A 20242-nucleotide genomic window follows, 5' to 3' on the forward strand; every position below is an offset into this window, starting at 1 on the left:
GGATTATGTAAAGAGCTTGAATCCAAAAGGAGGAGAAGATGCTACATACATTAATGACACTGCCTTATGAACAGAGTGCATTGGAGCCCTATATCTCTGCAGAAACAGTTTCCTTTCATTACGGAAAACATCATGCAGGATATGTCAACAAACTCAACGCTCTCATCGAAAACACCAAATTCGCCGATATGACGCTTGAGCATATCATCAAAGAAGCGGACGGCGCGATCTTCAACAACGCCGCGCAGGTTTTCAATCATGACTTTTACTGGCATGGACTCTCCGGTGCAGAAAGCGTTCCGTCAGTGGAACTCTCCGATATGATCGATCGTGACTTCGGTTCGATGGAGGGCTTCAAAGAGGCATTTCTGGCAGCAGCTGCAGGACTGTTCGGTTCGGGATGGGCCTGGCTGGTCATCACAGATGAGGGTACGCTCACGATAGAGCAGCGATCCAATGCCGATACCCCGATACGCCATGGCCGCACGCCGCTTCTGACGTGCGATGTCTGGGAACACGCCTACTACATCGACTGTCGTAACGCGCGTCCCGAATACCTGGAAAACTGGTGGAAACTGGTCAACTGGGAGTTCGTATCGGATAATCTTGTCCGGGTGACCAATGATCCGATTGCCGGTTACAGCCAGCCGTGCAATGATGACAACGAAGTGTGTGACTATGTGGATATGATGCAGGAAAACGAACATACCCCGTCATAAGGGTATGTCACTTCTCGTAGAGTGTAGCGCGTCCATTTAATCGTGAAGGACAGGGCATGACACAAAACCAACTCAAACGATACAATGGCCGTAACGGTATGAAAGCGTATGTCGGCTATAAAGGGAAAGTCTACGATGTGACGGAGAGCCCCTTTTGGAAAGAGGGCGATCATGAAGGGTTGCACAGTGCAGGTGCCGATCTGACCCCAATGATGATCGGTGCACCGCACGGTGATGAAGTTTTTAACACATTTCGGGTTGTGGCAATGCTGGAAGAAGAGAAAACCGAGGAACAGGATGAACCTTCATCTATAGACCCATTGAAAGAGCGTCTGCAGCAGTGGTACAGAAAGTACCATCCTCACCCGATGACTGTCCACTTTCCGATCGCACTGCATATCTTTGCCGCAGGCTTGGACCTGCTTTTCCTTACTTACCCCAAGACGGCTTATGCCGTCGGCGTGTTTTATACCTTTTTCGTAGCCACCGTGATGGGATTTGTTGCGATGATCCCCGGACTACTGAGCTGGTGGGTCAATTACGACCTTTCCACACGCCGGCCTTTTATCGTCAAGCTGATCGTCGCGACGTTGACGCTGTTGCTCGGTGTAGTGGGAATAACCCTCTATCTGGAAGATCCGGCTATCGTTTACGAAGCCTCTGTGGAAGGGATCATCTACCATGCTATTGTCTTGTTTACCGGTATGACTGTTGTCATTTTGGGGTACTACGGCGGCAAGATCACCTGGGGAGACAGTCCGGAGGCTGAGAAGAAGACTGCAACCGCCGTTACGGAAACGCCGCTACCAGACACTTCAGGAGAGTTGCCTGGTGCCGGCAGATTTGAGGTGCCTTTTGCCTCAGAGCAGGCATTACTGCCTATCCAGCGGTTGCAGCATGAAGCTAAAACAACAGATTTCAGTAAACAGAGTGGCGTCGCCATATTGATCGGCGGGGCGGCGGGAAGCGGCATCGACACCCTTGAAAAGATCCTCAGCGATGCGTTCAGACGCAGTGGCTACTACCTCTTCTCCACCAAAGAGTATATGTCCCGCGTACGCGGCGGCAGCAATACGGTACTGATACGGATCTCCGATGCTCCTGTGGAAGCGCCGTGCCGGGATGTCGACCTCTTCATCGCGATCGACGCGCCGGCCCTCGAACATGCGAGGTGGCGTTGCAGCGAAAAGACGGTGATCGTGGCGGACGGCATATCGGACGAAAAGGAAAAAGCGGTAACGGCGCTCCCGATGAAGGCGGAAGCCCAGAAGCTCGGCAGTGTACACTATGCCAACACCTATGCGGCCGGTGCCGTCTTCGGCCTGTTCGGCATTGACCTGCAGCCCCTGGTCGAAAGCGTTGCCGAGCATTTTAAAGGGGATACCAAAAACGAAGCGGCGCTGCGCTCCGGTCAGAAAGCCGGTGCGGCACTGGATCGTTCAGGGCTGCCGGCACTGCCAGAAACGCATCCCGGTGAGACGGCGAAACTCCATCTGATGGACGGTACGACCGCGTCGGGGTTTGGATTTCTCATCGGCGGCTGCAACTTCGTCGCCTCCTATCCGATGTCGCCCTCGACAGGCGTGCTCAACTTTATGGCGTCGATGTCGAAGCAGTTTCCCGTCGCGGTCGAACAGAGCGAGGACGAGATCGCTTCTTTGCATATGGTAATGGGGGCCTGGTACGCAGGCGCACGGGCGCTGACGACCACCTCCGGCGGCGGGTTTGCCCTGATGGGCGAAGCGCTGAGCCTTGCAGGCATGAGCGAGACTCCGGCCGTGATCTATCTTGCCCAGCGGCCGGGGCCCGCAACGGGACTGCCGACGCGCAGCGAGCAGGGCGATCTGAACATGGCCCTTCACTCCGGTCACGGGCCCTTCCCGCGTCTGATACTGGCACCGGGGTCACTGCGCGAGTGCATCGAACTGGGCTACCTGGCTTTTGAACTGGCGGACCGTTACCAGCTGCCTGTCATCGTGCTTAGCGACCAGTACCTTGCCGACTCCATGACGATGGTCAGCGATGTGGACTTCTCCCGATTTGAGCAGCGCCGTTATATCGTGCCGACGGATGATGCCTATCAGCGCTATGCTGAGACCGAAAGCGGCGTAAGCCCCCGGGGTGTTCCCGCTTTCGGTGACGGACTGGTCTGTGCAGACGGCCATGAGCACGATGTGCGCGGACAGATTACCGAGGATCCTTCTCTGCGGGTGAAGATGGTCTCGAAGCGGGCCCGCAAAGAGGCGGATCTGATCGCCGAAGCTTCTGCCCCAGAACGTTACGGAGAGGGGCGTATCGCGGTGATCGGCTGGGGGTCAACCCGCGGCGTGATTGCCGAAGCGCTGCGCAGGGTGGACGATCCTAGGCTGATGCAGGTCCATTTCAGCTGGGTGCATCCGCTTAATCCAGAACACCTGGAATTTCTGCAAGAGTGCACACACAGGATCGTCATAGAGAACAATGCCGACGGGGCATTTGCCGACCGCCTGCAGCACTACGGCATTAGCGTCGATAGCAGCGTGCTGCAGTTCAACGGCTTCGCCTTCTTTGCTGACGAACTTGCGGCAACGATAAGCAAGCGTGTAAAGGAGCTGTCATGAGCCATCCATTTGAGCGTGAAAACGTCGATATCGCCTGGTGCCCTGGCTGCGGCAATTTCGGCATTCTTAAACTGATCAAAGAGGTGCTCGACGAGCTGCAGGCGGAGCGAGGCAGCACCGTCATCGTCTCGGGCATCGGACAGGCGGCGAAAACGCCCTATTATATCGATGTCAATATGTTTGGGGTGCTGCACGGCAGGGCTCTGCCGGTCGCCACGGCGATCAAGGCGGCGAATCCCGGACTGACGGTCATCGCCGAAGGGGGCGACGGCGATATGTACGGCGAAGGGGGCAACCATTTTCTCCATGCCGTCCGTCGCAATGTGAACATCGTCCATATCGTCCACAACAACATGGTTTACGGTCTTACCAAAGGCCAGGCGTCGCCGACGAGTCAGATAGGCTTCACGACCAAAGTGCAGGTCGACGGGGTGGGAAACGAACCCTTTAACCCGCTTGCTGTAGCCCTGGCACTGAAGGCGGGCTTTGTCTCCCGCGTCAACATCGGCAATGCCGCCCATGCCAAAGAGGTACTCAAAGCCGCATTCCTGCACCCCGGGTATGCCCTGGTCGACATTTTGCAGCCCTGCGTCACCTTCAACAAGATAAACACCTACCACTGGTTCAAAGAGAACACCTATCTTCTCGATGCTTCTCATGATGTGACCGATATTGGCGCAGCAGTGGAAAAAGCTTTTGAAACGATGCCGATGCCGCTGGGTGTGCTTTACAAAGATATCAGCAGTACGTTTGAACAGCGCGTGCGTCGGGGAGACACAAAACCGCTTTACGCGACCCGGCACGACACAGCGCAGATACAGGATCTTTTTGACCGGTATTGAACTAGAGTGCGTTATTAATTACAGCTGCCCAGGCAAGACGACGGAGGAAAAGAAGATGCCTCTTTTAGAAGATCACTCTTTGATGAACTTTTGATTTTCAGGGTTGGACAGAAAACTTGCCATCGAATTCTCGATGCCGTTCTCTCTCTGTGGCGGTTGGTTGCTTGCCGTTTCCTTCGGAGAAGCAAGATTGACGAAGATCGGGGTCTCATCAACGATAACCTGCATGATGCTCAAAAGCGGTACCTGCACAAAACTGCCGATATTCTCTTCGCCGAAGCCGGCTTCAAAGATGAGCGAATCGTTATCGAGACGGGCACTTTCAAAGGTGTAGCCGGCCAGAAAGAAAAGGGTCATCGGGCGGAACTCTTGGCGGATATGTTCCGGGAGATCGGGTTCAAAGGTGAGGTGTTCGATCTTGCAGAGAATGCCGAAGTTCTGTTCCTGTTCGAACAAAAAGAGAAGCAGCTCCTGAATATGCTTGCTCATCAACTTCATATAGCTTTCATCTTTGATCATTTCGTACAACATCGTTAACCCCTAGCTTTTTAATGGCGCAATTATACCATTTTTGATCTCTTCAAACCCTATCATGGCGTTGAGCAGGGCAAAGTGCGAAAATTTATCGAGATCGTGAAGATGGATCTCGCTCTCAAAGATCTTCTTCTCATCGAGCAGACGCGCGCGCGTTGTCCCTTTTAAAAGGGGGTGTTTGGGTGTCAGCCATCTCTGGCCGTCAAAAAAAGCGATATTGGCGATAGAGGTGTCTGTCACCAGATCATTTTTGACGATAAGGATATCATCGGCATCGCCTTTTCGCATAAACAGTACATCAAGCGGGCGCCTGTCCGCGTATTTCAGGGTGTAGTCAAGTTCGTCTGCCTGAACGAGCTGCAGTTTTCGGATCGTTCTCTTTTGATAGGGGATATAGTCGATAGTGAAGGATTCCGCATCATAAATGATACGGCAGCGGTACATTTTCTTGTCCGGAGGTTTGATCAGTGAGGCAAGGTCATAATGACAGCTGTACCCCAGCTGTTCCAGACTGTTGTCCATACGCTGCTGATGGTAGAAGAGGTGTTGCGGCCGGCCATTCTCAACGCGAATGGTCTCTAGAAGCTTCCTACTCACTAAAAAGTGCGGTGCTCAGGTAACGCTCACCTGTATCGCAGAGGATGGTGACGATGGTCTTGCCCTTGTTCTCCGGACGTGCTGCTACCTGCATCGCAGCATAGACGTTGGCACCGGCCGAGATACCGACCAAAAGCCCCTCTTTGCGGGCAACCATTTTTGCGGTCTCGATCGCATCTTCATTGCTCACTTTGACCACTTCGCCATAGATAGCGGTATTTAGGATTTCCGGAATAAATCCGGCACCGATACCCTGGATCTTGTGCGGGCCGGGCTGACCGCCGGAAAGGACGGCTGAGTCTTTCGGCTCAACGGCGACGATCTGAATATCCGGTACCTCCTCTTTCAATACGGTACCGGTCCCGGTGAGGGTCCCGCCTGTGCCGACTGCGGCGACAAAGATATCGATATTTTTGTCGGTATCACGGAGGATCTCTTTGGCTGTGGTAAGACGGTGGACTTCCGGATTGGCCGGGTTCTGAAACTGTTGGAGGATAATGGCATCATCAAGGCTCTGCTGCAGCTCCTGCGCTTTGTCGATCGCCCCTTTCATACCGGCTGCCGCCGGAGTCAGAACAAGGTCGGCACCCAGTGCTTTGAGAAGGTTACGGCGTTCCAGACTCATGGATTCCGGCATGGTCAATGTCAGTTTCAGACCCAGTGCTGCACAGATGGAGGCCAGTGCGATACCGGTATTGCCGCTTGTCGGTTCGATGATACGGGTATTGCCCTTGATGAGTCCTCTGTCCAGGGCATCTTTGATCATATTGAAGCCGATGCGGTCTTTGACAGAACTTGTCGGGTTCATAAACTCACATTTGCCCAGAATCGTGGTACCACTCTTCAAGGAAGGATGGTTAAGTTTGACTAAGGGGGTATTTCCGATCAGTTCGGTGATATTGTTGGCGATGTTCATAAGGTACTTCCTTAGGTATCAGAGAAAAATCTCTTTAGAATTGTCTGTATAGTAATTCTTCCTAGGTTAAAGTTGCGTAAATCTGAGTAAAACGGTAAGGAATACTGCCTTTTACTGAAGTTCCCCGTTTCCGCATATGATGCCGGTTCCGCCCATATTGGCGCTGTGGTAGATGATGCTGTGGTGTTTTTTGGCATAAAAGCGCATCAGCAGTTTTTGCAGGGTCGGTTCGATAGAGGGGTGAAACCATCCGTTGTTACTGATGGCGATCAGGTAGTCAGGATCGCCTTCATAGATCTCTTCGCAGGTCGCCTCATAACAGACCGCACTTCTGAAGGTCACCCCTTTGACGATGAAGTCGCTCGGCTCCTTGGCCGTCACAAAGTCGGATGCACCGTCAAAAAAGGTGGTGTTGACCCATTGGCGCAGAAATGACGGCAGGGGGATGTACTCGCCGAAAGGGACCAGCACCATTTTTTTTGCGATCTGGACCCGACCTTTTGAAAAGTGGTAACTGACGTTATAGTGCAGTTTGTTCTCTATATAGAGCGCACCGGTGATGATGTCGATTTTCCGGGAGTAGTCGCGAAGCAGCGATTCGATCTGCGGTGCGCTGTTTAGAAAAAGCGGAAAAGCAGACTCCGGCAGTACGACGAGGTCATATTTCTCCTGGATCGCATGCTCTATGACCTTCATGTTTTCCGTCACTATCGCCCGGCGGTTTTGCGGCAGCCACTTCTCTTCCTGCAGAAGTTCCGGCGCATACAGTTTTATCTTCAGGTCGGGTTTGATGTACTCGGGAGTGGTGAAGTTGAGCGCACCGACGAGCAGCAGAAGCGCGCCGTAGCGGAACTTACGCATCTCTTTGTGCTCCGAGAAGTAGAGAAACAGAGCGAGGGCTGTAAGGATCAGGGCATATTGCCACTTTTCGATGCCGAAAAAGGTGTTGATAAAAGGAAGCTCAGCCTGAAGCCAGTTCCAGTCCATCGGCTCGACAAAACTGATGGCAAAGAGTATGAGTGCGCGATAGAGCGGGTTTTTTGTCAAGGCCAATACGCCGAAAAAGAGGGTGTAGAGCAGGGCAAAAAAGAGGGTAATAAAGGGGGCCATCCAACCCACATGATAATACTTGAAACTGTAGCCGATCCAGTAGAACCAGAGCAGGCCTATAAAAAAACCGGCGCTTAAGATGACACGTGTCGGCGCTTTTAAAAAGAGGTAGAAAGCGGCCAAGGCCGTTATGGAGTTGATCAGTTCAAAGGTCAGGTTGAAGTGCTCGGCGTAGATAAAATAGGAAAAAAGGAGTGCAATACCAAGGCCCTGAAAAAGCGTATAGCCCAGTGTCCAAAAATTACTGTTTGTGTTGTTCATCCGCGTATTATACAGAGATTTAAAGGGTTCATCTCTTTTAGAGGTCTTAAAATGTATAATGCACTAATTTTTTTTCGAAGGATCGATACCGATGGATATGTTAGGCCAACTTTTACCGTTCGTTTTTTTAATCGCGATTATGTACTTTATTATTATTCGCCCGCAACAGCAGCAAGCCAAACAGCACAAAGAGATGCTTGCAAACCTCGCAAAAGGTGACAAAGTCGTCACAAACGGCGGACTTATCGTTGTGATCTATAAGGTTGAAGAGGCGTTCTTCTCTGTGAAGATGAATGATGATGTCATCGTTAAGATCGTAAAAGATGCTGTTGCACGGAAGTATGAGGATGAAGCTTAATTTTCGTTTTGTCATACTGATCGGCGCTATTGTTTTCGGCGTCTTTTTCTCCGTGCCTTCGCTACTGCAGACAGAAAAAGGTGCCAAGATCACGCTGGGACTCGATCTTCAGGGGGGACTGCATATGCTTCTTGGTGTCAAGACCGAAGAGGCTGTCAAATCACGCATGAAATCGATAGCTGCGAGTGTCAAGCACTATACCGACCATAATGATATCCTGCTCGACACGCTTTCCGCAAATGAGGATGAGGTACGTTTCGCTATTTTAGACAGCGATGATGCCGCATCGATCGATCTGATGCTGAAAGATATCGAGGGGGTCTCCGTCAACCACAGCGGTGAAGACTATGCGTTGACATTGACTCCGCTAGCGGTCGAAGAGACGAAGAAACAGTCGATCTCTCAGGCGATCGAAACGATCCGAAACCGTTTGGACCAGTTCGGTCTTGCCGAGCCGACCGTTGCCCGCCAGGGAACCGACAAGATACTGGTCGAACTTCCGGGTATCAAGACACAGGAAGATGAACAGCGGGCGCGCGAATTGATCTCGCGCGCGGCTAAACTGGAACTGATCGCTGTAGACGAGGAACGCGCGATGCGCGTCTACAACATGAGTGCAGCAGAAGCCGCTCAGTACGGTGATGTGATCCTGCCGGACAAAGAACGTCCGGATGAGAAGTACCTGCTTAAAGAGATCCCGATCCTTGACGGCGGCATGTTGACCAATGCGACTGTAGCGTTTGACCAGAACAACCGTCCAGTCATCAACTTTGCCCTCAACTCCGAAGGGGCACAGATATTCGGCGACTTTACCGGTAAAAATGTAGGAAAGCGTATGGCCATCGTTCTTGACGGCCAGGTCTACTCGGCACCGGTGATCAATGAGCGTATCGGCGGCGGCCATGTCCAGGTGAGCGGAAACTATACGGTCAATGAAGCCAATGACCTGGCGATCGCCCTGCGTTCCGGTGCACTTCTGGCGCCGATCTATATGATGGAGAAACGTTCTGTCGGTCCGAGCCTCGGTGCGGAGAGTATTCGTAACTCGCTTATCGCCCTGATCGGCGGCTTTGTTCTGGTCTTCATCTTCATGATCGTCTATTACAAAGCGGCGGGTGTCATTGCCAATATCGCGTTGATCGCGAATCTCTTTATCATTCTGGCGGTGATGGCGCTTTTCGGGGCCACCCTGACCCTGCCGGGTATGGCGGGGATCGTCCTCACCGTCGGTATGGCGGTGGATGCCAATGTCATCATCTCAGAGCGCATCCGTGAACTGCTTTACGAAGGCAAATCGCTGCATAAAGCGATCGAAGAGGGGTATGCCAATGCGATGCGCGCGATCCTGGATGCCAATATCACCACGCTGATCGCTGCCGTCGTGCTCTATGCTTACGGTACCGGTGCGATCAAAGGTTTCGCCATTACCATCAGTATCGGTATTCTGGCGTCAATGCTGACAGCTATCCTGGGTACACACGGTATCTACACGCTGCTTGAAAGCAAGATCAATAAAAGTAAAAATCCAAGCTTCTGGTTTGGTATCAGCAAAAAGAGGTTAGGTTAATGGAATTTTTTAAACAGACAAAGACCATCAACTTTATGGGCGGGTCGAAATTGGCGATAGCCATTTCGATCATTCTTGTCCTCAGCTCTTATGCACTGCTTTTTACCAAGGGATTGAACTTCGGTGTCGACTTTGCCGGCGGTACCATCGTTCAGGTAAAGTATGAAAATACGGCACCTATCGATGCGATGCGTGAGCAGCTCTCGGGCAACGAGATGTTTCAAGGCGCATCGATCACGGAGTTCGGTTCACCCGATGAGGTGATCATCCGTCTTAAGAGCAGTTCTAAAGATGTCAGCAAAGATGTCGGGGATGTGACACGCGAAGCGCTTAAAGGCACGGGTGACTACACGATTCGTCGTGTCGATATCGTCGGGCCGAAAGTCGGAGACGAACTGCGTGAAAAAGGGGTGATGTCGCTGCTGCTGGCAATGATCGGTATTTTGATCTACGTCGCATTTCGATTCGAGTGGCGTTTTGCGGTCGCTTCGATCTTTGCATTGGTGCATGATGTCTCGATCGCCCTGGGCGCACTCGCATTGACGCAGATCGATGTAAACCTCGATGTACTGGCGGCACTTTTAACTATTTTAGGGTACTCTTTGAATGATACGATCATTGTATTTGACCGCATACGTGAAGGGATAGTTGACGCAAAAAGTGCTGTGTTGAGTGAGGTTATTGATGAATCGGTCACGAAGACCCTTTCACGTACCACACTGACCTCATTGACCACATTCTTTGTGGTCTTGACCCTCTTTATATTTGGCGGAGAGATCATTCACTCATTTGCATTCACCTTGCTTGTCGGTGTCATCGTCGGTACCTATTCATCGATCTTTGTTGCATCACCAATCTTGATGTGGCTTGGATTTGATATTAGAAGTTACCACTCAAAACTGGCAGAAAAGAGACGACGCAAGGCGGAAAAAGAGAAGATGCGTGCGCAATTTGAACAGGGGACTTTGTAAGAAGTCACTCGGGACCTGAGGCGATGATATGCCGTTGAAGAATGCCTAAATGGCATAGTTCAGCGGATAAAGTTATCTTAATAGCTAACAGCACCGCCGACGGCAACCTAGCTGAAATTTTTAGGAGAAAGTTATGGATTGGGGAAAAGTAGTATACGTCTTTTTTACATTGATGAGTCTAACATCGACAGCAGGTTTTTTATTTGAACATTCGTCGGTTGCCCTCTTTGTAGCGGCAAGTCTGAACCTGGTCTCGACTATTTTGAAACTGGGCGTACGCAACCTGCTTGCAGCAGAACTGCTTGCCAGTTCTTTAGTTGCGGATCTGCATCTGATCCCTGCCTTTGTCTACCTGGAATTGGCCGGCAACGTCAAATGGGCCATCGCCCTGGCGATCGGTGCGCTTCTGGCCAACATCTTCTCTATGGCACTGGTCCTGATAGAGAGCTCGAGAACAAGAGAAGAGTATTAAAATTTTATCATCAAAGGAACGCCTTTCTTTGATTACCTTAACACTAGGTTCTTTTACGACGCAGCATTAGTACCTTGCTGATACCTCTGGGCAAAGGCTTCACAGACAGTGGAGTGATTTTGACGGTAAGAGAACAATTATTATATATTTAGGAGAACTTTTTGCACTACAATCCTGCAGAGATCGAAAAAAAATGGCAATCATATTGGGATGAAAACCGCAGTTTTGAGCCAGACGACTCTTTTGATAAAGAGAAAAAATATATTTTAAGCATGTTCCCGTTTCCAAGCGGACGCCTGCATATGGGGCATGTACGCAACTATACTATCGGCGACTCCTTCGCCCGTTATTACCGTCAGCAGGGGATGAATGTCCTGCACCCGATCGGCTGGGACAGTTTTGGTATGCCGGCGGAAAATGCTGCGATTAAAAACGGCGTGCATCCGAAAAAATGGACCTATGAGAACATCGACTATATGCGCAAGGAACTCTCTTCTTTAGGACTTTCTTTTTCAAAAGAGCGTGAATTCGCTACTTCGGATGAGCTCTATACCAAGTTTGAACAGGCCTTTGTTATTGATCTTTTCGAGAAAGGGCTGATGTACCGTAAAAAGGCCTATCTGAACTGGTGCCCACACGATCTGACGGTTCTTGCAAACGAGCAGGTTGTCGACGGCTGCTGCTGGCGCTGTGATACGCCGATCGTTAAAAAAGAGATGAATCAGTACTATCTGAAGATCTCGGACTATTCGGATGAATTGATCGAAGATCTCAAGGTGCTTGAAAAAGGGTGGCCGAAACAGGTCCTCACGATGCAGGAGAACTGGATCGGCCGTTCGAACGGGCTTGAGTTTACCTTGCAGCTTGCGGAACATGACAGAAAAATGCTGCGCGACAAGTTCGAAGGTTTTGATGTCTACACCACCCGTCCGGATACGATCTACGGTGTCACCTATACGGCACTGGCACCGGAGCATGAACTTGTTACTTTTATGATCGAGAACGGTATGCTCGATATAAAAGTCGCTGCGGAGATCGAGGCGATGAAAAATGCCAGTTCGATCGATCGTCAGAAACACAAACACGGCGTTGCGCTGGGTATCGAAGTGATCCACCCTCTGACGCAGAAACCGATTCCTGTATGGGTTGCGAATTTTGTATTGATGGATTACGGTTCGGGCGCCGTGATGGCGGTACCGGCACATGACGACCGCGATTTTGAGTTCGCGACCAAGTATGAACTGCCGATCATTCCTGTGATCGCTTCAGAAGCGGGCGGCATTGTTGAAGGCGCCGCCATGACGGAGCCGGGTATGCTTTTTAACTCGGGGGAATTCAGCGAGATGAACTCTGCCGAGGCAAAAGCGGCTATCATCGACCATTTTGAAAAAGAGAAGCTCGGCAAAAAGGTGACCAACTACCGTCTGAAAGACTGGGGGATCAGCCGTCAGCGCTACTGGGGTGCACCGATCCCGCTGATCCACTGTGAGAGCTGCGGTATTGTCCCTGAGAAAAAAGAGAACCTGCCGGTGACACTGCCTGAAGATGCAGAGATCACCGGGGAGGGGAATCCTCTTGAACATCACCCGACCTGGAAATATTGCAAATGTCCAAAATGCGGCGGTGATGCAGAGCGTGAAACCGATACGATGGACACCTTTATCCAGTCCTCATGGTATTTTCTTCGTTATACGGCGAGTCCCAAGATCCAGCAGGAGAAGCCTTTCGACAAAGAGGAACTGGCGTACTGGATGAATGTCGACCACTATATCGGCGGGATCGAACATGCCATCTTGCACCTGCTTTACAGCCGCTTCTTTACCAAAGCGCTGCGTGATATCGGCTATATCGACACCGATGAGCCTTTTGAGAGACTCCTGACACAGGGAATGGTCCTTAAAGACGGTGCCAAGATGTCAAAATCAAAGGGCAATACCGTTGATCCGGATGCCCTGATCGAAAAGTACGGGGCAGACACTGCCCGTCTCTTTATACTCTTCGCCGCACCGCCGACGCAGGAGCTGGAGTGGAACGACAGTGCGGTTGAAGGGGCTTACCGCTTTTTGAAACGTTTTTCAGAACGCAGCGAGAATGCCAGAACGACAAGTTCCCTGCCTGAGATCGATCACGCTTCCCTCTCAAAAGAGGAAAAGGCAGCACGTAAAAAAGTGTATGAGGCACTTCAGCGCTCGCACGAGGTATTCAGCGAACGTTACACCTTCAACACGATGATCGCAGGTGTTATGGAAGCGATGAATGCGCTTAACGACCAGAAAAACGAAGATGTCTGGACAGAGGGGTATTGGGTACTGTGTGCTGTGTTGGAGCCGATTGTACCGCATCTTGCCTGGGAGATCTCGACCAAGCTGTTTGAACGCAGAAACCTTGTGCCCAATGCAGTCAAAGAAGAGGTCTTCACTGTTGATTCCGTCACGCTGGGTGTGGCGGTCAACGGAAAACGCCGCGCCGAGATTGAGGTAGGCGTCAATGACGACAAGTCGGTGATTATCGCTCAGGCGAAAGAGGTCCTTGCCAAATGGCTTGAAGGCAAAGAGATCGTCAAAGAGATCGTTGTGCCGAACAAGCTTGTCAACATCGTCGTAAAAGGCTAAGTCATGGGTCAGGGGAGCAGCGTGTTTTCTAAACGATATACGCTCCTTTTTATACTTCATGCTCTTCTCTTGGCGCTACTAAGTGGCTGCGGTTACCACCCGAGTGCACATGAATCTAAAAAAGTGATGGGCGAATCGGTCAGTACCCAGGTCATCATATCGATGACCGATCCTGAAAACACAGTGGTCCTTAAAGACGCTTTGAATGAAGCGGTCATACGCCGTTTTCAGACAAACCTCCGCAACCGTGGCAATGCACAGACCCATCTCAGAATCGAGTTGAAAAATGTCGGTTTCAGCGCTTTGCAGTTCGACGCCAACGGATATGTCATCGCTTATCGGACGACCATCAACCTCTCTGTCATGCGCAAGACCAAGGCGCTTACCAAAATGTACAGAGCAGTGGGAAACTACGATTTTTCGATCAGCCCCAATGCGATCATCACCGACCAGCAGCGTTTTGAAGCGATAGCCAACAGTGCGACGAAAGCTCTCGACAGTTTCGTGGCGCAGGTGGCGGCCGAGGGCACACGCCAAAAGTCAGAGTGATGCCGAAACTGCAACCATTTTTAGACCGTAAACCGCTTTACTATGACGAGATTGATCTGGAGCGGATGCCCCGAACCTACCAGGTTCTGAAAGAACAGCTTGCAACACCAAAGATCATTCATGTTGTCGGTACCAACGGTAAAGGGACGACAGGCCGTTTCTTGGCCAGTGCGCTTTTACAAAACGGCCTAAATGTCGGTCACTACACCTCACCGCATATTCTGAGTTTTAATGAACGCATCTGGCTCAACGGCGAGAATGTAGATGAACGTGTGTTGGAAGCGGCGCATCAAAAGCTTTTTGGGCTTCTTACACAAGAGCAGGCCGATGCATTGAGCTATTTTGAGTACACCACCTTTCTGGCGATGGTCGTTTATGAAAAGTGCGACTATGTGGTACTCGAAGCGGGACTAGGGGGCGAGTTTGACGCGACCAACGTCTTTGAAAAAGTACTTTCCCTCTTCACCCCGATTGACAGAGACCACCAGGCCTTTCTGGGCGACAGTATCGAGGGTATTGCCAAAACGAAGTTTCGTTCCATGCAGAATGTTGCGATCTCAGCCAGACAGCCCCATCCGGAAGTTGAGAAGATCTACTATGAGATCGCGCAGCAAAAGGGGTGTGATGCAAAGCAGATCGATGACCTGTTAAGCAAGCATGAAGAAGAAGAGATACGTTCAATAGCCTCAAAAGAAGGGTTGGTAAGCTATCTGCAAGATAACCTTCTTCTGGCCCTGAGCGGATTGAAACTCCTGGGGTTCAAGGCAGATGTTTCGGCTCTTGCCAAGGCACCGCTTTTTGGACGACTCACCAAAATAGGCCAGAATGTGCTGCTTGACGTCGGCCACAATGTCCTGGCTGCCGAGGCGATCGCCTCGACACTGAAGGGGCAGAAGTTCACCCTGGTCTACAACTCATACCGCGATAAAGATTATGCCGTCATCATACGGACACTCAAGCCTATAATCGAGAGTATCGAATTGATCGATGTCGATGATGTCCGTATAGAGCAGCGATCACGGCTCGATGCGGTGATCAAAGCCGAAGGTATCCCCCTTTCCAAGTTCGCTACAATAGATAAAAACAAAAACTACCTGGTCTTTGGCTCTTTCAGTGTAGCAGAGGCTTTTTTACGCAGGATACAGCTTTAAAAAGGAGTGAGTGTGGACCATAACATCACCATCACTGTTGAAGACGTCAAAGGGGTCAAAGAGTTCACCTTTCACAAACGCGTCAAACATTTTGTTTTTTACACACTAGCCACGGTGATCTTGGTGCTGATCGCGAGTGTCTATACGGTCTTTTATCTTACCAAAGAGCTGGGCAGCATCGAGGCAAAAAAGGGTATGCTCGAGGCACAGAACTTCGTTCTGGAGAAGACGATCCAAAACAAAGAACTCGAACTCGCCCAGCTTGATGAGCGTCTCGAATCTATAGAAGAACTCATCGGTATGGATGTTCGCGATGATGCCCCTTTGAGTGAGCGCGTCAATGTGGCTCAGCTCACTTCGAAAGAGCGTTCTCTTATCTTCGACATCATTCCAAACGGTTCGCCTATCGAGTATCACGGTATAACAAGCAAGTTTGGTTACCGTACCCATCCCACCATGGGAAAACGGGAGTTTCACAAGGGCAGTGATATGAAAGCCAAGCTCTTTACCGAGGTCTATGCGACAGCCAACGGCGTGGTGGAATACGCAGGATACCACCGGGCGAGCGGCTACGGACGGCTGATCATCATCGACAACTCCTATGGGTTCAAGAGCTATTTTGCCCATTTGGGCAAGATCAATGTCAAGCACGGCCAGGTGATCCAGAAGGGGGATCTGATCGGTTTGACCGGAAACAGTGGCCTCAGTAACGGCCCGCACCTGCACTACGAGATCCGTTTCATGCAGCGGGCATTGAACCCTTACTGGTTTATCAAATGGACGATGAGCAACTATGAAGAGATCTTCAAAAAAGAGAAACATGTGCCCTGGGAACCGCTGCTCGAGCTGGTCGCAGGCGGGGTCAGCGGCGACCTTGTTTCTGAATGTGTAAACAATAGACGTAGCGGCGTCAATGACCTGCCGGATATGCGGAAACTTTAACCTTGGCTGACTGTTTGCCCTTGAAATTTCTATAGCAATAAAGCTTTGGTACAATGTTACCAATACTTTTAGCTGCCCAATAAAGAAGAAAAATGCTCCAAAGCCGCCTGTTCGAACAGTTTCGTAAAAACAACATAGATGATCTTGAGCTTTTGATCTGCGAAGATGAAAAAGAGAGCCACCACTTAGCCGATGTCGCGAGATTCTTTGAACGCGAAGTTCTGGTCTTCCCCGATTTTCGTGCCCGTTACGAAGATGACCTCCGTCCTTTCAAAGAGGAGATGCAGGAACTTTTTAAAGCGCTTCGAAGCTATTACTCCGCCAACAACAAACCGCTGATCATCTCGCCGCTTAAAACCCTGCTTTTCCCTCTGCCTAAGCCGGAACTGTTGGAGGTAGTGAGCATAGAATACGCGCAGACCATCGATCTCAAAGCCTTTAAAGAGAAGATGCTCTTCTGGGGCTACAGCTTTGTCGATATGGTGCAGGTCGAAGGTGAAATCTCGTTTCGCGGCGATATCATCGATATTTTTACCCCGAACTCCGAAAACCCCTACCGCATCTCCCTTTTTGATGAAGAGATCGAAGAGATCAAGCACTTTACCCTTGAAAAACAGCGTACGATCGGCGATACGATTGATACCATAGAGATATCGCCCGCCCTGTACGCATTGAATGAGACCGCGTTCGAGGCGCTGAATAAAAAGTGCGAGGAGAGCGGGAGCGACAGTTTTGTCAAAGATGTGGCTTCTCTCGGGTTCTGGTATCTTGATATTCTGGCAGACACTTTTACAGAGGGGAAAAAGGCTCTCTTTATCAAGCCGATGGAGGCTCTGTTGGATGAGGTCTATATCATCAACGAGCCTCAGGTACCGCGTGAGAACTTTGCGATAGATGTCATGGCGGAGGAGCAGCACTGTAAAGAGCTGGCCGTGACCAATGTCCCTACGCTGCTCTCGGTGCATAAAGGCAAAAAAACGACGATCATTGCCAGTAACGAAGCACAGGTCAAACAGGCCAATATCTTCGACACGACAGCCGTTGAGATACGCTATTCGCCCATTATCCTCAATGTCATCAGCGACGAGGAGATCGTCATTTCGCTCAACAAGCCGGTTGCCAGACGCCGCCGCCGCAAAAGCAGCATTATCCTCGATGATCTGAAAAAGGGCGACTATGTCGTGCACGAGGACTACGGTGTCGGTATCTTTGAGGGGATCGAACAGGCTGAGATACTGGGCGGGGTCAAGGACTTTGTCACCATCAAGTATCAAGGCGACGACAAGGTGCTGCTGCCGGTAGAGAACCTGGAGACCATTGACCGTTATATGGCGGGCGGCGGGGCACTGCCGGTGCTCGACAAACTGGGTAAAGGGAGTTTCGGACGCCTTAAAGAGAAGGTGAAGAAACGGCTCTTTGAGATCGCCTCCGAGATCATCAACACTGCCGCGTCGCGTGCGCTGATCAAAGCGCCGGTGATCGCTTACGATGCCGAGGAGGTCAAGAACTTCCAGGCGATGGCCGGGTTCGACTATACGGACGACCAGAACCAGTCTATCCGGGAGATACTCGAGGAGATGGCCTCCGGCCACATCATGGACCGACTGTTGAGCGGGGATGTCGGTTTCGGCAAGACCGAGGTGGCGATGAACGCGATCTTCGCCGTAGCCAAGGCGGGGTTCCAGTCGGCACTGATCGTACCGACGACCCTGCTGAGCTCGCAGCACTATCACTCTCTTGAAGAGCGGTTCAAGGAGCTCGATATCAAGGTCGCCAAGCTCGACCGTTTCTCCACGCCGAAGGTCAAAAAAGGGACCCTGACGGCACTGAAAGAAGGGCGCATCGACGCGGTGGTAGGGACGCATGCCCTTTTTGGCGCCGAGTTCAAAAACCTCGGCCTCGTCATCATCGACGAGGAACACAAGTTCGGGGTGAAGCAGAAAGAGAAGCTCAAGCAGCTCTATGAGAAGGTGCACCTCCTCTCAATGAGTGCGACGCCGATCCCGCGTTCGCTCAACCAGGCGCTCAGCTCAATCAAGACGATGAGCCAGCTTCTTACACCGCCGAGCGAACGCCAGGGGGTACGCACCTTTGTCAAGGCTTATGACGAGAAGCTGGTCAAAGAGGTGATCCTGCGCGAACTCCGTCGCGGCGGCCAGGTCTTCTACGTCTTCAACAACATCAATATGATGCCGATCAAAGAGGGGGAGCTGAAAAAGCTTCTGCCTGAGCTGCGCATCCTGATGCTCCACTCGCAGGTCTCGGCCGTCGAGACCGAGAAAGCGCTTCTTGATTTCCAGGAGGGCAAGTACGACCTGATGCTGGCCACTTCGATTATCGAGTCGGGCATCCACATGCCGCAGGTCAACACCATGCTGATCGACGGGGCAGACCGCTTCGGCATCGCCGACCTGCACCAGCTCCGCGGACGCGTCGGACGGGGCCACACCGAGGGCTTCGCCTATTTCATTGTCGACAACAAAGAGAACCTGACCGACGAGGCGAAAAAAAGACTCGTGGCCCTGGAGTCCAACTCTTTCCTGGGCAGCGGCTCCATTTTGGCCTTTCACGACCTTGAGATACGCGGCGGCGGGAACCTGGTCGGCGATGCGCAGAGCGGCCACATCAAGAACATCGGTTATTCGCTCTACCTGAAGATGCTCGAAGACGCCATCAAAGAGCTGAGCAATACGCAGGAGAAAGCGCGCGCCAAGGTGGACATCAAGCTGGCCATCTCTGCCTATATCTCGGACGAGGTGGTCAAAGAGGACCGTCTGCGTCTGGAACTCTACCGCCGTCTCAGCCAGTGCGAGGAGCCGACCGAGATCTACGAGATCGAGGAGGAGGCAATTGACCGTTTCGGCAAGCTAGACGAGCCGACCAAGCAGTTCTTTGAACTGATGGTCATCAAACTGCTTTCGATCGGGAAAAAGATCGTCAAGATCATGAACTATGGCCAAAACATCACCGTCGAATACGCCAACGGTTCTAAAGAGAGTATGAAGGCGGCGAGCAAAGACGACGATGATATCATCAAAGAGGTGCTGCACTACCTGCGTACGGCGAAACCGAAGGTACTTTAAGAGGGGGAACCCGGTTGCCCCCTTGTCCATCATTTGTCCTTATTTGTCCTTCTCTGGTAAAATTTTATACAGGTATAGGATAGAAAAAGAGGTGAGATAATGGAGTTATTCAAAACATTTTTTCTGATGGGTGCGATGACGCTGCTTTTGGTCTGGGCGGGCGGAATGCTCGGCGGTCAGCAGGGGATGACAATCGCTTTTCTTATTGCCTTGGGGATGAACTTCTTCAGCTATTACAACTCCGACAAGCTGGTGCTTCACCACTATAATGCCGTCGAGGTAAGCCGCGCCAAAGCGCCTGGTCTCTATGCGATCGTGGAGCGACTCTCGCACAAAGGCGAGGTGCCGATGCCCAAGGTCTATATCATTCCCGACCGCACGCCTAATGCTTTCGCGACCGGGCGTAATCCGTCGCACGCTGCCGTGGCGGTGACGGAGGGGCTGTTGGAGCTGCTTGATGAGGAGGAGGTCGAAGCGGTGCTGGCCCATGAACTCAGCCATGTCAGGCATTACGACATCCTCATCGGCAGCGTTGCCGCGACGATGGCCGGGGCGATAGCACTGCTGGCGCAGTTCGGGATCTTCTTTCGTGACAACAGCAACCGCCAAAACCCGATCGTAATGATCGCACTGATGATCATCATGCCGTTGGTGGCGACCGTTATCCAGATGGCGGTGAGCCGCAACCGCGAGTTCATTGCCGACGAGGGGGCTGCTCGGCTGACCGGGCACCCCGAGTGGCTGCAGCGCGCTCTTGCAAAGCTGGACAACTATGCCCGCAGGGGCGATCTGGCGCATGCCACACAACAGACAGCGCATATGTTCATCATCAACCCCTTCAGCGGGCACGATATCTCTTTTAAAGAGCTCTTCTCCACCCATCCGAGTACCCAGAACCGCATCGACCGGCTCGAGCAGCTCAAGCAGGAATTGCGATAGCTGGAGCAGTCGAGTGGAG

Annotated in this window: 17 protein-coding genes; 13 read left to right on the plus strand and 4 right to left on the minus strand. The window is 51.6% G+C overall.

Translation table 11 applies throughout. From position 1 onward, the window contains the following. Positions 1-38: 38 nt before the first annotated feature. The 3 genes from WCY20_RS02465 to WCY20_RS02475 are packed head-to-tail and all read left to right on the plus strand — an operon-like array spanning position 39 to position 4161. Positions 39-719, plus strand: coding sequence for a superoxide dismutase (locus tag WCY20_RS02465; protein ID WP_345976718.1), 681 nt, complete (start codon positions 39-41; stop codon positions 717-719). Positions 720-775: 56 nt separating this feature from the next. Then, positions 776-3319 carry a 2-oxoacid:acceptor oxidoreductase subunit alpha gene (locus tag WCY20_RS02470; RefSeq protein WP_345976720.1) on the plus strand — a complete coding sequence of 848 codons (2544 nt, stop codon included), beginning with the start codon at positions 776-778 and terminating at the stop codon, positions 3317-3319. Next, the gene (locus WCY20_RS02475) at positions 3316-4161 is read left to right on the plus strand and encodes a thiamine pyrophosphate-dependent enzyme (RefSeq protein ID WP_345976722.1); all 846 of its coding nucleotides are present in this window, start codon (positions 3316-3318) and stop codon (positions 4159-4161) included. The genes WCY20_RS02470 and WCY20_RS02475 overlap by 4 nt, the downstream gene beginning before the upstream one ends. Positions 4162-4233: 72 nt before the next feature. On the opposite strand, the gene WCY20_RS02480 is transcribed toward WCY20_RS02475, so the two are convergent. From WCY20_RS02480 to WCY20_RS02495, 4 genes are all read right to left on the minus strand, one after another. Continuing rightward, positions 4234-4692 (minus strand): hypothetical protein, encoded by a 459-nt coding sequence (locus tag WCY20_RS02480; RefSeq protein WP_345976724.1) that lies wholly within the window; start codon positions 4690-4692, stop codon positions 4234-4236. A gap of 9 nt (positions 4693-4701) precedes the next feature. Continuing rightward, entirely contained in the window at positions 4702-5292 is a 591-nt protein-coding gene (locus tag WCY20_RS02485; RefSeq protein ID WP_345976726.1) for an aminotransferase class IV family protein, read from the minus strand. Further along, positions 5285-6208, minus strand: a complete 924-nt coding sequence (gene cysK / locus WCY20_RS02490) for a cysteine synthase A (protein ID WP_345976728.1) — start codon at positions 6206-6208, stop codon at positions 5285-5287. Before cysK ends, WCY20_RS02485 begins: the two co-directional genes overlap by 8 nt. A gap of 111 nt (positions 6209-6319) precedes the next feature. Further along, the gene (locus WCY20_RS02495; protein ID WP_345976730.1) at positions 6320-7579 is read right to left on the minus strand and encodes an apolipoprotein N-acyltransferase; all 1260 of its coding nucleotides are present in this window, start codon (positions 7577-7579) and stop codon (positions 6320-6322) included. 91 nt (positions 7580-7670) lie between these two features. On the opposite strand from WCY20_RS02495, the gene yajC reads away from it, so the two are divergent. The 10 genes from yajC (at position 7671) to htpX (ending at position 20223) form a co-directional block, all read left to right on the plus strand. Then, a complete protein-coding gene (gene yajC, locus WCY20_RS02500; protein WP_345976731.1) occupies positions 7671-7937 on the plus strand; it encodes a preprotein translocase subunit YajC in 267 nt (88 codons plus the stop codon). After that, complete coding sequence (gene secD, locus WCY20_RS02505) at positions 7927-9504, plus strand: protein translocase subunit SecD (RefSeq protein WP_345976733.1); 1578 nt, start codon at positions 7927-7929, stop codon at positions 9502-9504. The genes yajC and secD overlap by 11 nt, the downstream gene beginning before the upstream one ends. Then, complete coding sequence (secF, locus tag WCY20_RS02510) at positions 9504-10475, plus strand: protein translocase subunit SecF (protein ID WP_345976735.1); 972 nt, start codon at positions 9504-9506, stop codon at positions 10473-10475. Before secD ends, secF begins: the two co-directional genes overlap by 1 nt. Positions 10476-10608: 133 nt before the next feature. Continuing rightward, positions 10609-10947: a DUF6394 family protein gene (locus WCY20_RS02515; protein WP_345976736.1), complete on the plus strand. Its 339-nt coding sequence runs from the start codon at positions 10609-10611 to the stop codon at positions 10945-10947. A 161-nt stretch (positions 10948-11108) separates the two neighbouring features. Beyond that, positions 11109-13559, plus strand: a complete 2451-nt coding sequence (gene leuS / locus WCY20_RS02520; RefSeq protein WP_345976737.1) for a leucine--tRNA ligase — start codon at positions 11109-11111, stop codon at positions 13557-13559. Between the two features lie 69 nt (positions 13560-13628). Further along, positions 13629-14108 (plus strand): LPS assembly lipoprotein LptE, encoded by a 480-nt coding sequence (lptE, locus tag WCY20_RS02525; protein ID WP_345976738.1) that lies wholly within the window; start codon positions 13629-13631, stop codon positions 14106-14108. Continuing rightward, a complete protein-coding gene (locus tag WCY20_RS02530) occupies positions 14108-15259 on the plus strand; it encodes a bifunctional folylpolyglutamate synthase/dihydrofolate synthase (protein WP_345976740.1) in 1152 nt (383 codons plus the stop codon). Before lptE ends, WCY20_RS02530 begins: the two co-directional genes overlap by 1 nt. A gap of 12 nt (positions 15260-15271) precedes the next feature. Next, complete coding sequence (locus WCY20_RS02535) at positions 15272-16201, plus strand: M23 family metallopeptidase (protein WP_345976741.1); 930 nt, start codon at positions 15272-15274, stop codon at positions 16199-16201. A 92-nt stretch (positions 16202-16293) separates the two neighbouring features. After that, complete coding sequence (locus WCY20_RS02540; protein ID WP_345976743.1) at positions 16294-19284, plus strand: DEAD/DEAH box helicase; 2991 nt, start codon at positions 16294-16296, stop codon at positions 19282-19284. Positions 19285-19383: 99 nt separating this feature from the next. Further along, complete coding sequence (htpX, locus tag WCY20_RS02545; RefSeq protein WP_345976745.1) at positions 19384-20223, plus strand: zinc metalloprotease HtpX; 840 nt, start codon at positions 19384-19386, stop codon at positions 20221-20223. Positions 20224-20242 lie beyond the last annotated feature (19 nt).

The organism is Sulfurimonas sp. HSL3-7, assembly GCF_039645985.1.
Taxonomy (GTDB): Bacteria; Campylobacterota; Campylobacteria; order Campylobacterales; family Sulfurimonadaceae; genus Sulfonitrofixus; species Sulfonitrofixus jiaomeiensis.

Bases quoted from the DNA above. Each gene is read 5' to 3' on its own strand.
- WCY20_RS02465 (WP_345976718.1), top strand. From the start codon at position 39: ATGCTACATACATTAATGACACTGCCTTATGAACAGAGTGCATTGGAG.
- cysK (WP_345976728.1), bottom strand. From the start codon at position 6,208: ATGAACATCGCCAACAATATCACCGAACTGATCGGAAATACCCCCTTA.
- yajC (WP_345976731.1), top strand. From the start codon at position 7,671: ATGGATATGTTAGGCCAACTTTTACCGTTCGTTTTTTTAATCGCGATT.
- WCY20_RS02530 (WP_345976740.1), top strand. From the start codon at position 14,108: ATGCCGAAACTGCAACCATTTTTAGACCGTAAACCGCTTTACTATGAC.
- WCY20_RS02540 (WP_345976743.1), top strand. From the start codon at position 16,294: ATGCTCCAAAGCCGCCTGTTCGAACAGTTTCGTAAAAACAACATAGAT.
- htpX (WP_345976745.1), top strand. From the start codon at position 19,384: ATGGAGTTATTCAAAACATTTTTTCTGATGGGTGCGATGACGCTGCTT.
- secF (WP_345976735.1), top strand. From the start codon at position 9,504: ATGGAATTTTTTAAACAGACAAAGACCATCAACTTTATGGGCGGGTCG.
- WCY20_RS02470 (WP_345976720.1), top strand. From the start codon at position 776: ATGACACAAAACCAACTCAAACGATACAATGGCCGTAACGGTATGAAA.
- WCY20_RS02475 (WP_345976722.1), top strand. From the start codon at position 3,316: ATGAGCCATCCATTTGAGCGTGAAAACGTCGATATCGCCTGGTGCCCT.
- WCY20_RS02495 (WP_345976730.1), bottom strand. From the start codon at position 7,579: ATGAACAACACAAACAGTAATTTTTGGACACTGGGCTATACGCTTTTT.
- WCY20_RS02480 (WP_345976724.1), bottom strand. From the start codon at position 4,692: ATGTTGTACGAAATGATCAAAGATGAAAGCTATATGAAGTTGATGAGC.
- secD (WP_345976733.1), top strand. From the start codon at position 7,927: ATGAAGCTTAATTTTCGTTTTGTCATACTGATCGGCGCTATTGTTTTC.
- WCY20_RS02515 (WP_345976736.1), top strand. From the start codon at position 10,609: ATGGATTGGGGAAAAGTAGTATACGTCTTTTTTACATTGATGAGTCTA.